Annotated in this window: 16 protein-coding genes; 10 read left to right on the forward strand and 6 right to left on the reverse strand. The window is 68.6% G+C overall.

The features are described from left to right. Positions 1–395 precede the first annotated feature (395 nt). Positions 396–2,309, forward strand: coding sequence for a PIG-L family deacetylase (locus tag ACIBO2_RS10025; protein ID WP_397296318.1), 1,914 nt, complete (start codon positions 396–398; stop codon positions 2,307–2,309). A gap of 92 nt (positions 2,310–2,401) precedes the next feature. Here the strand turns inward: ACIBO2_RS10025 and ACIBO2_RS10030 are convergent, their stop codons facing one another. Continuing rightward, entirely contained in the window at positions 2,402–3,952 is a 1,551-nt protein-coding gene (locus tag ACIBO2_RS10030; protein ID WP_397296320.1) for a carbohydrate-binding protein, read from the reverse strand. A gap of 316 nt (positions 3,953–4,268) precedes the next feature. Here ACIBO2_RS10030 and ACIBO2_RS10035 point away from each other — a divergent pair, with 316 nt between their 5' ends. Continuing rightward, positions 4,269–4,760 (forward strand): hypothetical protein, encoded by a 492-nt coding sequence (locus ACIBO2_RS10035; RefSeq protein ID WP_397296322.1) that lies wholly within the window; start codon positions 4,269–4,271, stop codon positions 4,758–4,760. A 1-nt stretch (position 4,761) separates the two neighbouring features. On the opposite strand, the gene ACIBO2_RS10040 is transcribed toward ACIBO2_RS10035, so the two are convergent. Then, positions 4,762–5,448: an SDR family oxidoreductase gene (locus tag ACIBO2_RS10040; protein ID WP_358552459.1), complete on the reverse strand. Its 687-nt coding sequence runs from the start codon at positions 5,446–5,448 to the stop codon at positions 4,762–4,764. Between the two features lie 98 nt (positions 5,449–5,546). On the opposite strand from ACIBO2_RS10040, the gene ACIBO2_RS10045 reads away from it, so the two are divergent. After that, entirely contained in the window at positions 5,547–6,110 is a 564-nt protein-coding gene (locus ACIBO2_RS10045; protein ID WP_397296324.1) for a TetR/AcrR family transcriptional regulator, read from the forward strand. Between the two features lie 666 nt (positions 6,111–6,776). Here ACIBO2_RS10045 and ACIBO2_RS10050 read toward each other — a convergent pair. Continuing rightward, on the reverse strand, positions 6,777–7,412 hold the full coding sequence (locus ACIBO2_RS10050) for a TetR/AcrR family transcriptional regulator (RefSeq protein WP_358552455.1): 636 nt from the start codon (positions 7,410–7,412) through the stop codon (positions 6,777–6,779). Between the two features lie 96 nt (positions 7,413–7,508). On the opposite strand from ACIBO2_RS10050, the gene ACIBO2_RS10055 reads away from it, so the two are divergent. Genes ACIBO2_RS10055 through ACIBO2_RS10065 form a run of 3 tightly spaced genes read left to right on the forward strand, consistent with a single transcriptional unit; the run spans position 7,509 to position 8,465 of the window. Beyond that, positions 7,509–7,910 carry a hypothetical protein gene (locus ACIBO2_RS10055; RefSeq protein WP_358552453.1) on the forward strand — a complete coding sequence of 134 codons (402 nt, stop codon included), beginning with the start codon at positions 7,509–7,511 and terminating at the stop codon, positions 7,908–7,910. 21 nt (positions 7,911–7,931) lie between these two features. Then, a complete protein-coding gene (locus ACIBO2_RS10060) occupies positions 7,932–8,099 on the forward strand; it encodes a hypothetical protein (RefSeq protein WP_397296327.1) in 168 nt (55 codons plus the stop codon). 27 nt (positions 8,100–8,126) lie between these two features. Beyond that, a complete protein-coding gene (locus tag ACIBO2_RS10065) occupies positions 8,127–8,465 on the forward strand; it encodes a hypothetical protein (RefSeq protein WP_397296329.1) in 339 nt (112 codons plus the stop codon). Between the two features lie 12 nt (positions 8,466–8,477). Here ACIBO2_RS10065 and ACIBO2_RS10070 read toward each other — a convergent pair whose 3' ends face one another. After that, positions 8,478–9,110 (reverse strand): TetR family transcriptional regulator, encoded by a 633-nt coding sequence (locus ACIBO2_RS10070; protein ID WP_358552449.1) that lies wholly within the window; start codon positions 9,108–9,110, stop codon positions 8,478–8,480. Positions 9,111–9,279: 169 nt separating this feature from the next. Here ACIBO2_RS10070 and ACIBO2_RS10075 point away from each other — a divergent pair, with 169 nt between their 5' ends. The 4 genes from ACIBO2_RS10075 (at position 9,280) to ACIBO2_RS10090 (ending at position 12,479) form a co-directional block, all read left to right on the forward strand. Next, positions 9,280–10,170, forward strand: coding sequence for an RNA-guided endonuclease TnpB family protein (locus ACIBO2_RS10075; protein WP_397296331.1), 891 nt, complete (start codon positions 9,280–9,282; stop codon positions 10,168–10,170). Between the two features lie 181 nt (positions 10,171–10,351). Then, on the forward strand, positions 10,352–10,537 hold the full coding sequence (locus ACIBO2_RS10080; protein WP_358543953.1) for a hypothetical protein: 186 nt from the start codon (positions 10,352–10,354) through the stop codon (positions 10,535–10,537). A gap of 69 nt (positions 10,538–10,606) precedes the next feature. After that, positions 10,607–10,927, forward strand: a complete 321-nt coding sequence (locus tag ACIBO2_RS10085) for a plasmid stabilization protein (protein WP_358440160.1) — start codon at positions 10,607–10,609, stop codon at positions 10,925–10,927. Positions 10,928–11,012: 85 nt separating this feature from the next. Continuing rightward, positions 11,013–12,479: a protein kinase gene (locus ACIBO2_RS10090; protein ID WP_358543956.1), complete on the forward strand. Its 1,467-nt coding sequence runs from the start codon at positions 11,013–11,015 to the stop codon at positions 12,477–12,479. Positions 12,480–12,492: 13 nt separating this feature from the next. Here ACIBO2_RS10090 and ACIBO2_RS10095 read toward each other — a convergent pair whose 3' ends face one another. Both ACIBO2_RS10095 and ACIBO2_RS10100 read right to left on the reverse strand, forming a co-directional pair. Further along, positions 12,493–13,314 carry an SAM-dependent methyltransferase gene (locus tag ACIBO2_RS10095; RefSeq protein ID WP_397296334.1) on the reverse strand — a complete coding sequence of 274 codons (822 nt, stop codon included), beginning with the start codon at positions 13,312–13,314 and terminating at the stop codon, positions 12,493–12,495. A 109-nt stretch (positions 13,315–13,423) separates the two neighbouring features. Then, entirely contained in the window at positions 13,424–14,176 is a 753-nt protein-coding gene (locus ACIBO2_RS10100) for a peptidylprolyl isomerase (RefSeq protein ID WP_357952477.1), read from the reverse strand. Between the last annotated feature and the right edge of the window lie 3 nt (positions 14,177–14,179).

Below are 14,179 nucleotides of genomic sequence, written 5' to 3' on the forward strand. Positions count from 1 at the left end.
ACCGCGGCACCGATCCGACTCCTCCATTGAGCCCGGCAGGGCATTTCGTCGAATTCTGACCGGCCGTCAAATTTAAATGAACAGCGACAAGGCTTGAAATCCTTCGCCAAATTCCTTTCCTCATGGATTTTATAATGAATTTATATCGGCGGCTCGGTCGATCGCAAAAGTGAGCGCCAGGCGCGCCCATTCGTTCACATCGAAGGCGGTCGGAGCGCCAGGTCCGCAACCACCCCAGCGCGTCCTTCCAGGCCAGAGCCACTTTCCCGAGAAATTCGCAGCGCGTTACGCAGTTGTTATCAAGCTTCCCCTTGCCCTCGGCTCGATAACTATTCACTATTCGACCCTGGACCCTAGAACCTTTTGTTCGGTACGGCCTGCGTGGGGGGAACAACATGCGCGGAGGCAGAACCACCTCGTTCTGGGTGCGGCTGTTAGCCGTGCTCGCGACGCTCGTCGTGTTGGTGCCGATGGGCGGGGTGGCCGTCGCCACGCCCACCATCGCACCCGGCGCGTTCATGCAGATCGTGGCGCATGAGGACGACGACATCCTGTTCATGAACCCCGACATCGACGACTCGATCCAGTCGGGGGCGGCGAACGTGACGGTCTTCATCACCGCGGGGCAGGTCACCGGAGACGGTGATACCGACGAGCAGCGGGCCCGCAATCGGCAGCGCGGCATGCTGGACGCCTACGCCCGGATGGCGGAAGCGCCGGATGTGGATCCGGCCGCCCAGGAGGAGTGGACCGGGGTGGCCTGGACGATCGCGGATCGGCAGGTCGAGCGATACACGCTCACGAGCCATCCGCAGATCCAGCTGGTGTTCATGAACATGCGGGACAACGAGATCGGCTGGTTCAACGTCGTGGACGACTTCGTCGATCACACGATCATCCCTGAGAACGGCCTGGTGAGCGAGTCGTACACGTACGAGCGCGCTGACGTGATCGCCGTACTCGCGGGGTTGATGAACCACTACCAGCCCAACGTGCTCCGCGCCCAGGACCCCATCGTCGACAGCCGCTACGACCCGGGCCACGGCGACCACGTGGCCGCGGGACGGCTGGCCGGGGACGCCGCCGAGGCGTCGGGCTTACCGATTCTGCTGGTGAACTACCGCGACTACAACATCGCCGACGCCCCCATGAACCTGACGACCGCGATCAGCGCCCGCAAGAGCTCGATCATCGATCACTACATCCAGTACGACCACGCGTTCGACCCGAACGTGTGGCCGACGCGGATGTACTACCGCTGGGCCAGGGGAACCCATTGGGCGGGCCGGAACGCTGACGGCAGACCCCAGATCTTCGTGGTCCGAAACGGTGTGGTGACCACCTACGGGCAGACCCCGGCCGGAGCGTGGGACGGCCCGTACACGCTGGCCGGCGCGGGCGGCGCTTTGGCGCCCGCGATCAGCGTGGGCAAGCAGGCCGACGGCCGCTTGGCGATTTTCGCCAGGCGCATGACCGACCACCACATCGTCACCATGTCCCAGACCGCGGCCAACGGCGCCTGGACAGGGAGCTGGACCGACCTTGGCAATCCCCACACGAACTGGGAAGTCCAGGAACAGATCGGCCTGCCCGTTGTCGCCTCCAACGCCAACGGCCGCATGCAGATGTTCGTCAAGAACGGCAATGGCGGGGTCAGCAGCCGCGTCCAGACCGCGGCCAACGGCGGCTGGGGCACGTGGCAGAACCAGGGCGGCACCGACGTGCAGGACGGCCTCAGCGCCATCACCACGCCACTGGGCCGCATCGAACTGTTCGCCAGTTCCAGGACTCGGCTGCTGCGCTGGTATCAGTCCACCCCCAACGGCACTTTCACCCGCGACACCACCGTCCCGTCGATGACCCCGGCCAGCCCACCCTCGGTCGCTCTGTCCCAGGACGGGCGCCTCCACGTGGCCTACCGCCGCGCCGGCACCGCCGCGATGGTCGTCAGCTACCAGCTCGTGGCCGGCCTCGCCTGGAGCACCACGCCTGCCGTGATCGGGGGACACGCGGGGGTCGGTGAGCCCGCACTCGTCACCACGCCGGCCGGCCTGGACTCGCGGATCCTGATGTTCGAGCGCAACGCCACGACCGGGGTCAGCATGACCAAGCAGTTGATCGCGAACGGCAGCGGTTACGACACGTGGGCCGACCTCAGCGGGACCATCGTCGATTACCCGGCGGCCACCCTTGACGCGAACGGGGCCGCCGTGATGTTCGCCGTGGGGACCGACGGCGTCGTCCATGCCCGCAGGCAATCGGCTCCGGGAGCCGACAGTCCGTTCGGGGGCTGGGAAGCTCTGCCCTGAGCAGGTGCTTACCACCGCACGATCCGCTGACGTCGCGTGGGTCGCAGCCCATGGATCATGGGCTGCGACCGGATGGGTCATGGCGTCACCGGCTAGCCGAAGGTGACCACGAGACGGCCGTCCGCGGCGAAGGACCAGTGCAGGGCACCCGAGTAGGAGGAGCATCGGGACCCGTTCGAACCGGACCAGAACTGGTTGGAGCTGTCGGCGTTACCCACGATCCTGTCGTTGGTCCCGCTGCCGCTGCGGCACGAGACATTGTTGCGGAACACCGAGGTGCCGGCGTCGAAGGAGTAGTTGCGCTCGGTGTTGTCGATGCTGACGTTGTCCGAGATCGACATCGTGCCGGGGTTGCGGTTGTAGGTGAACCCGTGCTTGCCGTTGCGGTAGGCGATGCTGCGCCGGATCACGTGATTGACCGCGATGTCCTCGCCACCGAGCTTGTAGCCGTTGCGGTCACCGTTGCCGGCCTGGCTGCCGTCGCTGAGAGTGCCGTTGTTGTAGGAGAGGGAGTCCTCGATGGTGACCGGGCCGATGGCTCCGGTGTCCGTCTTGGTGTAGAGGTCCCAGCCGTCGTCGATGTTGTTGTGAGACACCGCGTAGCGGAAGACGTTGCCGGGACCGGAGGTGAGCTTCGCGGCGAAGCCGTCGGCGTCCTCGCCGTCGGAGTCGGCGTTGTCGTGCGACTCCGAGCTCAGGACGAGGTTGTTGGCCGGCCACTGACTCTGGGGGGTGTCAGAGGCGATCCGCGAGATCTGCAGCCCCGAGTCACGGTTGAAGCGCGTCACCGTACGCTCGATGATGTTGTTGCTGCCGCCGACGAAGATCCCGTTGTCACCGGCCCGCTCGACGACGAGGCCGTAGAGGTGCCAGTACGACCCGTTCAGGGCAAGCCCGCGGTTGGCCGAGTCCTCGCTCATGGCCGAGAAGTTCAGCACCGGGGTCTCCCCTGGATAGGCGGACAGTTTCTTGCGGGCGCTCGAGGTGCCGTTGTTACCCGCCGCGATGGTCAGCGTCTGCGAGAGGCTGTACGTCCCGCCGCGCGCGTAGATCACCCCGCCCGCCGTGACGCGGGTGATCGCCGAGGCGAGCGTCGTCGGGGCCGACTCCGTTCCGGGCGCGCTCGCGCTGCCGTTCGGCGAGGCGTACAGCGTGCCGGTGGGTGGCGGCGTGCTTCCCGTCGTGACCTCGAGGTAGTCGATGTTCGCCAGGCCGGTGCTGCCCGTGGGGTTGAGCCGGATGGTGTTGCTGCCCGAGGCCAGGTTGACGGTCAGCGTCTTGGTGGTCCAGGCGTCCCATGTACCCGTGCCCTCGAACGACACCGACTGCACGGTCGTACCGTTGATGATCAGGCTGGTGGGGCGGCTGGTGGTGGTGCCGTTGGCGAACCGCACCCCGAGCGTCGCCGTACCCGCCGCCGAGGCGTTCACCGTGAACTGGGCGTAGGCGTTCGCGGCGTTGGTGCCGTTGCAGAAGCCGCTGCCGGAGTAGCCCGCCCAGTTGGAGTCGATCGTCCCGGTGCAGACCGCCGGCGAGGTCTCGGCCTCGTACCGGGTGGTCGCGGCATTCGCGATGGCTGGTGACAGTGCGACGAGCACGCCGGCCAGCAGGCCGGCGCACGCCATGACGGCTTTTAGGCGCATCCTTCGTCTCCAAGCTTGGTAAGCGCTTTCCGGTGAATGAGCGAAGCAAAGCACGCACCGCTGAGCCTGGAAAGGTCTCACGTACGCGGACGCCCCGGCGGCCTCAACCCGGAGACGGCACGTCAACCGAGGTCACGGGCGGTGGAAAGCATGGGGAGAGCCTCATCCTCATACCGCGCGGCGGTGAAAGTTTCAGCGACGACGACAGATCGTCGGCACGGCGGAGCGACGCGCTGGGCGTGAGAGACTACGCCGACCTTGACGTCGAGTTGTGGAGTTCTGTTTCGTGCGGTCACGAGTCATTGCCTGTGTTCCGGTGCTGTTGCTCTTCCTGAGCGCCTGCGGGGAGAAAGCCGAGCCGGAGACGGCACCGTCCGCCACCCTGGCACCGTCCTCTGCCCCGGCACCGTCCTCCGCCCTGGCGACGCCCACCACACCGGCACCGGAATCCCCCAAGACGAAAGCACCGGAGACGGCGCCGCCGACGGCTCGGCCCTCGCCCTCGCCCTCACCCTCGCCCTCGCGGAAGCTCGCCGGGCCCGGGACCGTGTGCGGTGAGCTTCAGCCGCCCGGCGGCGGGCCCATGGCCGCGGTCGCCGTGTCCGCGGGGCGGGCCGATTGCCGTACGGCACTGAAGGTCTTCCGGACCTACTACCAGCCGGACACCCCCAAGCAGGGCAGCGCCGGGGTGGCGACCGTCGGTGGGTGGCGGTGCGCCAGCAACTCGGCCGCTCAGGCGAACATGAGCGGGCGGCTCTCCTCGTGCCAGAAGGCCGCCGCCAGGATCGTGGCGGACGTCATCCCGTAAGTCAGGCTGGGTTCAGCGTGGTGGACAGGCTCTGCTTGATGTTCCGGGTGACGTCGTCGGCGAGGATTTCGGGCAGGCCGTTCTCGATGCCGTACAGGACCTGGGCCGCGACGTCGGCGGGGTCGGCCTTCTGGTCGGCGGGAACGCCGGCGGCCATGTCGGTGTCCATGTACCCGACGTGCAGCGCCGAGACGGTGATGCCGCGCGGCGCCAGTTCCTCGCGGACCGCGTTGGTCTGCGCCCACGCGGCGGCCTTGGCCGCCGCGTAGGCACCGGTGCCGGCCGGGTGCCACCAGGACAGCACGGACAGGACGTTGACCACGGCGCCGCCGCCGTTGCCCTCGATGACCGGGGCGAAGGTCCGCGTCACGGCGAGCGGACCGAAGTAGTTCGTCTCCATCTCCAGCCGCACCGCTTCGAGGTCGCTGGCGATCAGCGGGGTGCCGGTGGAGATCCCGGCGTTGTTCACCAGCAGGGTCGCGTCCGAGGCGAGGCGGGCCGCGGCCCGGATGGACTCCTCGTCGGTCACGTCCAGGCGCAGCGGGATGGCGCCGGCCACGTCCACGCTCTCCGGCCGGCGCGCCGCCGCGTACACCTTCGCGCCGCGCTCCAGAAGCTGGACGGCCAGATGGCGGCCCAGTCCTCGGTTGGCGCCCGTGACCACGGCGACCGCGTTCTTCAGTTCCATGTCCGCTCCCAGCGTTGCGAGTCCATTTAGATTACGTTTGTAATCTAAGCTGGAGCATAGGATAGATGACAGCCGACATCCAAATGAGGAGGTGGCCGATGGGCCGCGTGTCACAGGCGCAGGCGCAGGAGAACCGCAGGCGGATCGTGGAAACCGCCTCTCAGCTGTTCCGCGAGCAGGGCACACACGTCAGCGTCGCCGACCTCATGAAGGCGGCCGGCCTGACTCATGGCGGCTTCTACAAGCAGTTCGCCTCCAAGGAGGCGCTCATCGACGAGGCCACCAGGCATGCTTTCGCCGAACTCGCCCAACACCACACCACCGCGCTCGAACAGCGCACCGGACAATCCGACACCGCCGCCCAGCAGGCGCTGATCGACGCCTATCTCTCCGTCGAGCACCGTGACAATCCCTCGGACGGTTGCCCCGTCGCCGCGCTGGCCGGCGACATGGCGCGCGAACCCGGCAACCACGAGGCCCACCGCGTCTACACCCAGGGAGTCAGCGACTTCGCCGACGCGCTCGCGACCCCCGACCAGGACGGCATCATCCGGCTGTGCACCATGCTCGGCGCACTCGTCCTGGCCCGCGCCACCAAGGACTCCCCCCTGTCCGAGGAGATCCTCGCCGCCGCGCGCACCGCCCTGACAGCCACACCGTGATCAGGCGCTGGGCAGTCATTCCAGTGCGAGTCGTACGGAGCCGCCTGCCGGATCGGCGTGCGCCGCGAGGGTGAAGGGTGCGCGGAAGACCCGGCCCGGGGCGGCGGGCCATGGCAGGCGGGTACAGCCGAGGAGGTGCCCGTCCTGGGTCGCGACGATCCGGGGAAACGTCCGGAAGGCCTCGGACCACAGCAGGAGCGTCTTCGGTTCCCTGTGTTTACCTAGGTAAAGCGGACATCGGCGTAGTCTCGTCGCACCCAACCGGGGCCGGGAAGCGATCCGGTGGAAGCCGAAGCCGCGTCCGTCCGGCAAGCCGGGCGGACCGTGGTTGAGAACCGCGTTGCCAGGGCCTGACTGCGCACCTCTGGAGGAAGTGCGCCTCTTGGGCCACCGCCCCGCCGGACGCTGTCCCGTTGATGCGGACACCCACGGGGGCGGGGACCGAGCGCCAGTCAGGCACCTGGCTGTGACAGAAAATTACCGCACGATTACCATCCGTCGCACCCGAGCGAGCCGAAGAAATCCAACAACTGACCCGCCGCACCTACACCGCCGATGGGCGCTGCGTCGAGTTCGCCCGCGACGTGTACCGCGCGGACCGGGCGTCGTTCAAGGTCGAGGCCCGGATCCCCATACCGGTCGAAGACGCCTGACCGCTGCTCGCCTTCAGCCCTGGCCTGAGAGCCAGGGCGGCGACGCCGCATCGGTGGCGGACGCGCGCAGGCGTCTCTGGATGGCGCTCCTGGCCCGCCGGTAGGCGACGGGATCGTCGTGCAACAGTGAGACGGCGTTGGCGGTCTCCATGAACGCGATCAGTTCGAAGGCGAGCTGATCGGGTTCGGTGTCCGCGGTGAGCTCTCCGAGCCCGCGCGCGTCGCCGACGGCGCTCGCGACCAGGAGGTTCCACTCGCGGCCCGCCGCGGCGACGGTGTCCCGTACGCGGCCGGGGCGGGCGTCGAACTCGGCGGTGACCGTGAAGAAGAAGCACCCTCCGGGGAAGACCCGCCGCTCCGAGTAGCTCAGCCAGCGCTCGCACAACTGCCACAACCGCCCCAGGCCCGGCGGCACCGTCAGGGCGGGGTGGACGACCTCGCCGAGGTAGACACCCGTCGCGGCCCGGATCGTGGCGAGCTGGAGCTCTTCCTTGGAGCCGAAGTAGCCGAAGAGCCCGCTCTTGCTCACGCCGAGGTCGGCGGCAAGTCGCCCGATCGACAGGCCCTCCAGCCCGTCCTTGGAGGCGATGTCCGCCGCTCGGCGCAGGATCGCGTTCCGTGTCCCCTCGTCTCGTGGCCGGCCCGCCATTGCCGCTCCTTTCGCGCACGAACGTTCGGTCAATTATGTCGCACCGTGATACCGTCCCATCCAAGCACGAACGTTCGTGCTGAAAAAGGAGGTGTCATGAGCATGCTGAGAAGCCGTTGGACCTCGGGGCCGGCCGTGGACATCGCCGGGCCCGTGCTGGTCGCGGTTACCGCGTACCAGGCCGACAAGGCGCGCGACCTGCCCGGTATCTACCGGTCCGGGATCGCGCTGCGCCGAGCCTGGCCCCAGCTGGAGGGCGCGGTCGGGATGTGGCTGTGGACGCGACCGCTGGAGCTCAGGTGCGGCTCGGTGTCGATCTGGCAGGACGAGCAGGCCCTGCGGCGGTTCGTGGGCTGGCCGGAGCACGTCGCGATCGTGCGGCGCTACCGCGGCCGGGGACGGCTGACGTCCACCACCTGGAACGCCGCCGGCTTCGAGCCTGCGGCGATCTGGGCCGAGGTACGGCCGCACCTGCGGCACAGAGCACCTGCCCAATAACCGTTCCGTCCGGGAGTCCCCGTGCTGAGATCTTTGCTCTATTCCGGTCCTCCGCTGGAGGTCCTGCATGAGCAGTACGCCAAGAATGACCGCATCGATGCCACCGCCCCTGTCCGGGCGGTCACCCGGGTGATCGTCGACAGGGGCCCAGAGGTCGTGTGGAGCGTGCTGGCCGACCCGGAGGGCTAGTCGCGGATCGATCCGGCCATCGGCGACGTGCGCCTGACGGCCGGGGTCGCCGTGGACGCGGCCTTCACCTGGCGCAACGGCAAGGCGGCGATCGCCTCCAGGTTCGCCGTGGCCGTCCCCGGCCGGCAGCTGACCTGGACCGGGCTGTCCTTCGGCGCCAAGGCCGTGCACCGGCACGTGTTGACCCCGCTCGAGGACGGCTCCACCGAACTGATGGTCGCCGAGTCCATGGCCGGGCCGCTGCTGGGGCTGTTCATGAACGGCCGCAAGCTCCAGGCCGCGCTGGACGAGTGGGCCGCCGGTATCAAACGGGTCGCCGAGGCGCGTAGCCGCGGCCCTCGGCTCGCCCCGGTCGACCCACAGTGAAATCCAGCTCGGCTACCGGCGGGCATCATCCGGCGCGGGGCCGCGCAGCAGGGTCATGAGCTGGTCGTGCGCGATGCGGCGGTAGTCCTCCGACAACGGGTCGACGCCGAGGATCGCCTCGACGTGGTCGGGCAGCGCGAGGGGCGCGAAGGTCAGCGCGTACGCGAGCAGCATCACGAACTCCGGTGTCGGCGCGTCGCTGATCTCCCCGTCGCGCTGCCGCCGGCGCAGTCGCTCGATGCCGTCGCGCAGCTGCTCGCGCTGGGCATCGGACATGCCGCCGCCCTCGCCGGGATCGTCGCCGAGTGCCTGCCAGAGCACCATGCGCGCCCATTGGGGCCGTTCGAGCGTGGTGTCGAGGACGGCGGCGAAGGAGTCGGCGAAGGAGGACTCCGGCGGCGGCAGCCCGGCCCCGGTCTCGGTCCACCGTCTGCGCAGCTCCGTCAGCAGGCCCTGCTTGCCACCGAAGTGGTAGCTGATGAGCTGCTGGTTGACCCCGGCCCTGGCCGCGATGGCCGCCGTACGGGCTCCCGAGTAGCCCTTGGCCCCGAACTCCTCCAGCGCCGCCCGCAGGATCCGCTCCCGGGTCCGCTCCGCGGCGGTCCCTCGCTCGTCCTCGGTCACCGCACGTCGCCGCGTTGTCATGGCCGCCATCCTAGCGATTCAATCATTCAATTGACAAAATTCATCTAAATGAGTGAGTCTTTGTCCCATGCCACAACGGGCCCGCGCGAACGAAAGGATCACCCGATGAGCAAGGCCATCGTCTTCAACACCTACGGCGGCACCGACATCCAGGAACTCGTGGACACCGATGGAGCGGACGGCGGCGGCCTGCGAGGCGGTCGAGTCGGGACACGTACGCGGCAAGGTGGTCCTCACCTTCCGCGCTGATGCCGCCCAGCCGTTCGACGACCGCTGCCTGTCCTGGCAGATCGACGCACGGACGGTGTCGATCTGGTCGGTGGCCGGCAGGCTGAAGAATTTGAGGTTCACCGCGTCCGCCGAACAGCTCAAGACCCTGTCGGCACACCGCAAGGGCGAGTCCGATCTGCTCTACCGGGACGGCATGTGGTTCCTGATCGCCACCTGCGATCTCCCCGACCGGCCCGTGCGCGTCCCGGACGGATTTGTGGGTGTGGATCTGGGCATCGTCAACATCGCCGCCACCAGCGACGGCATCCGCCGCTCGGGCAAGGCCTTGAACGCGGTCAGGCACCGCCACCGGGAGTTGCGCCGCCGGTTGCAGGCCAAGGGCACCAAGTCCGCCAAGCGGTTGCTCAAGCTGCGCCGCCGCAAAGAAGCGCGGTTCGCCGCCGACACCAATCATGTCATCGCCAAGCAGATCGTGACCGAGGCAGAACGCACCGGCCAAGGCATCGCCCTGGAAGACCTCCAGGGCATCCGGGACCGGGTACGGCTTCGCAAGCCCCAGCGGGTCACACTGCATTCCTGGAGCTTCCACCAACTGGGAGCATTCATCGGCTACAAGGCGGCCCGGGCCGGGATCGCCGTCATCCACGTCGACCCGGCCTTCACCTCCCAGCAATGCTCCTCATGCGGGCATGTGGACCGCAAGAACCGGCTCGATCAAGCCTGTTTCTCGTGTACGTCGTGCGGCTTCGCTGAGCACGCAGACGTCAACGCAGCCCGCAACATCGCCGCACGCGGTGAGACGGGCTGGGCGGTGAGTCACGCTGCCTGACGCGGACCGGACCGTCGAAGCCATCGACGGCGAGGAGCTGCAAGCTCAGTCGTTTACGGCCGAGAAGCTGACCGAATTCGACTACGCGGGAATCGAACGCGAACCCAGCCGTCATGTGCGGCCGTCCAGGGTGGCGGTCTCGCCCGTGGTCATGGAGTGCCGTTCGCACACGACCCTGCACATGGGCAATTCCACCCTGGTCTTCGGACGGGTGTTCCTCGCGTCAGTGCACGAGGACTACATCGTCAACGGCCGGCCCGACGCCGGGCGGCTGCGCCCGCTGACCAAGCTCGGCGGCGACGAGTGGGGGACGCTGGGCACGATCCTGCACCTGAGCCGCATCCCTTATGAAGAACCGGCGATGTGACGCGGCTGTTTCGTGGTTCTCGTCTGGGTAGGGGCCCGTAAGGTCTGACGGTTCTCATGAGGAGGAGAAATGCCTCGCGGATCGAGCCCGAAGCGGGAACGGCAATACGAGCACATCAAGGACAGCGCCAAGAAGCGGGGAGAAAGCACCAAGCGTGCGACCGAAATCGCCGCCCGTACCGTGAACAAGGAGCGGGCCAGGGCCGGTGAGTCCCGGACCGCGAGCCGTACATCCACCAAGGACATCTCGTCGAGCCGCCGGGGCGGGCTGCGCTCCCATTCCGGCGCGGGCGGCCGTACCAGGGATCAGCTGTACGCCGAAGCCAAGAGCCGCAACATCAAGGGCCGCTCGAAGATGAGCAAGGCACAGCTGGAAAAGGCCCTCGGCTGACCGGGTCGTACGGACGGCCGGGACCCCAGGGGTCCCTGCGACACAAGAGGCAAAATTATAGAATATATGTCCGTATAATCGCGTGATGACCATCGTCGCGAGCCGCTACCGACTCCTGGCACCGCTCGGTCAGGGTGGCATGGGCACGGTCTGGCGGGCCGTGGACGAGTTGCTCCGGCAGGAGGTCGCGGTCAAGGAGGTGCGCCTGCCGGCGGAGCTCGACCACGCGGCCCGAGCCGAGCTCACCGAGCGCACGCTGCGCGAGGCCAGGGCGGCGGCGCGGCTGCGCTCGCACCCCTCGATCGTCACCGTGCACGACGTGGTCATGGACGGAGGGCGGCCATGGATCGTGATGGAGCTGATCCACGGCCGCTCCCTCGATCAGATCGTGCGTACGGACGGCCCGCTGTCGCCGCGCCAAGCCGCCTGGGTGGGCCGGCACGTGCTCGACGCGCTCGGTGCCGCGCACGCGATGGGCGTGCTGCACCGCGACGTCAAGCCCGGCAACGTGCTGCTGACCGACGACGGCCGCGTACTGCTGACCGACTTCGGCATCGCCACGGTCGCCGGGGACGCCGCGCTGACCCAGACCGGCCTGCTCAACGGCTCGCCCGGCTACATCGCCCCAGAGCGGTTACGTGGCGAGGACGACGGTCCCGCCGCCGACTTATGGTCACTCGGCGCCACGCTCTACACGGCGGTGGAGGGCGGTCCCGGGTTCTCCGGCCCCAACGCGGCCGCGGTCATGGCCGCCGTGCTGATGCGCGATCCCGCCCCCGCCAGGTTGGCGGGTCCGCTCGCGCCCCTGCTCGCGGCCTTGCTGGAGAAGGATCCCCAGCGCCGGTGCACGGCCGAGCAGACGGCCCACTGGCTCCACGACATCGCCCAAGGCGACACCCCGTCCACGATCCCCGCACGCCGCGAAGCCCCCGTGAAGCGCCGCCGTACCCTCGTCGTGGCGGGCGCGCTGGCGGTGGCGGTGTGTGGCATGGCCGCCACGGCGATCTGGCTCAATCTGCCGCCCGCGACTCCTGACGCGAGCGCCGATCCATCACCGAAATCCCCGAAGTCCGCGAAGCCGTCCCCGACGAAGAGCGTCGTGAAGCTGTTCGGCCAGGTGCCCGACGCCTGCAAGCTCCTGACCAACGTGCGGGCGCGCACGCTGCTCGGGGGCACGGCGCGACGCCAGGTCCTGTCCACCTCGCAGTGCCAGTGGCAGGGCGCCGGCAACGCCAGCGTGATGGTGACGACGTACCGTACCCCGACCGTCAAGAGTTGCGGGCTCAACCTCGATGGCATGGTCACCCGCGGGAAGGACGAGCGCGCCCGCCACCCCGACACCAAGCTGCGCTCGACGCGGGTCGTCGGCGACAGGACGGCCGCATACACCCGCCGCGACCCGGATGTGGCCGCGGGCTTCCACAACACCCAGGTGTCGTTCTGCCTGGCCAACCTGCTGGCGTACGTCAACTACCTGGGTCCACGGCCCGGCTACGGGACCGCCGACCAGGCGGCCAAGCACGTCGCCGCGGCGCTGAAGGCCCGCCGCTGAGTACCGGTCGCGGTCAGGGGACCCGGCCGACGCCGCCCAGGATGCCGCCCTTCTCCAGCCCGGGGACGATGAACGGATCGTCGTTGCGCCAGTCCTGCACCGGCACGACGCCGGGTTCGAGCAGCTCCAGCCCGTCGAAATAGCTGCGCACCATGTCGCGGTCGCGCCAGTGCAGCGCGCCGGAGGTCGTCCGCCGGTAGACGTCCTCGGTCTCGATCCGCCGGTCGCGGGTGCTCTGGCCCTGCTCCACGTACGCGTGGGAGATGATCAGGTGGCTCCCCCGAACCAGCGGCTCGCGCAGGGTCTGGACGATGCCGGCCACCTCGTCGTCACCGCTGAAGAAGTGGAACAGCGCGACGGCCAGGACCGCCACGGGCTGGCTGAAGTCGAGGTGCTGGGCGGCGGCGGCCAGCAGCCCCTTGGGGTCGTGCGCGTCGCCGTCAATGATCACCGTGTCGGGGTTGTCGGCCAGCAGCGCGCGGGCGTGGACCAGCACGATCGGGTCGTTGTCCGAGTAGACGACCTTGGCGTCGGGGATGATCCGGTGCGCGACCTGGTGCACGTTGTCCTGAGTGGGCAGACCGGTGCCGATGTCGAGGAACTGCCGGACACCGGCCCTGGCGACCGTCTCCACGGCGCGGATCAGGAAACCACGGTTCGCCCTGGCCATCTCCCGTACGTCCGCGCCGCCCGCGCGGCTCAGTTCGAGGACCCGCTCGGCCGCCTCGCGGTCAGCCGGGAAGTTGTCCTTCCCGCCGAGGAAATAGTCATACATTCGGGCGACGGTCGGGACGGTCGGATCCATCTTCCCCGTAGGCCGCTCAGGCTCGGTCACGCCACACCCTTCGTCATCTATGACGGCATCTTAGGGGGAATCTGTAGATATGTGAGCAGGACTCGTCAGGTGCCCGATATTCAAGACGATCTATCTGCGGCACACCCGGCTATCTGCGGCACACCCGGGCGTCTCGGATGTCGGCCGGGAGTACGGGCTTGCCGTCCACCGGAGGCGTGGGACCGTCCGGCTCCGGCTGGATGCCGCCGGCGGCGATGCGGTCGAGGACGGCGAGCCCGGCGGCGTCGACCGTGCCGAAGATCGTGTAGTTGGGCGCCAGCCCGGAATCACCGTAGACCAGGAAGAACTGGCTGCCGTTCGTGTTCGGGCCGGCGTTGGCCATGGCCAGCACCCCGCGCGCGTACGTCTTGCGCACCCCGGTCGAATCGCCCGGCCATGGCGGCAGGTCCGTGGGCAGCTCGTCCTTGTACTTGTAGCCTGGCCCGCCCTCACCGGTGAAACTGGGGTCGCCGCACTGCAACACCTTCAGCCGGTCGTACGCGGTGAGCCGGTGGCACGACGTGGCGTCATAGAACCGGTGCTGGATCAGGTGCACGAAGCTCTGCACGGTGCACGGCGCCTTGGCCGGGTCGAGGGCGAGCCCGATGTCGCCGTGGTTGGTCCGGAGCACCGCGGAGACCGGACGCGTGGGCGTGCGGCGCGGGTCCGGCGGCAGCGGCACGTCACGCACGGCCGGGTCATCGGGGGTTTCGGTGTACTGGCACGGCCCCTTGGTCGTTCGGGGCGGCTTGTCCAAGGCCGCCGCCGAGGCCGGCAGCGCACCGATCGCGATCAGCGAGCCTGTCGTGACCGCGGATAACGCGGCGCGGGCCGCGAGTCGTACCAATGCTCTGCCGGACATCTG

The organism is Nonomuraea sp. NPDC050022 (assembly GCF_044460705.1).
Taxonomy (GTDB): Bacteria; Actinomycetota; Actinomycetes; order Streptosporangiales; family Streptosporangiaceae; genus Nonomuraea.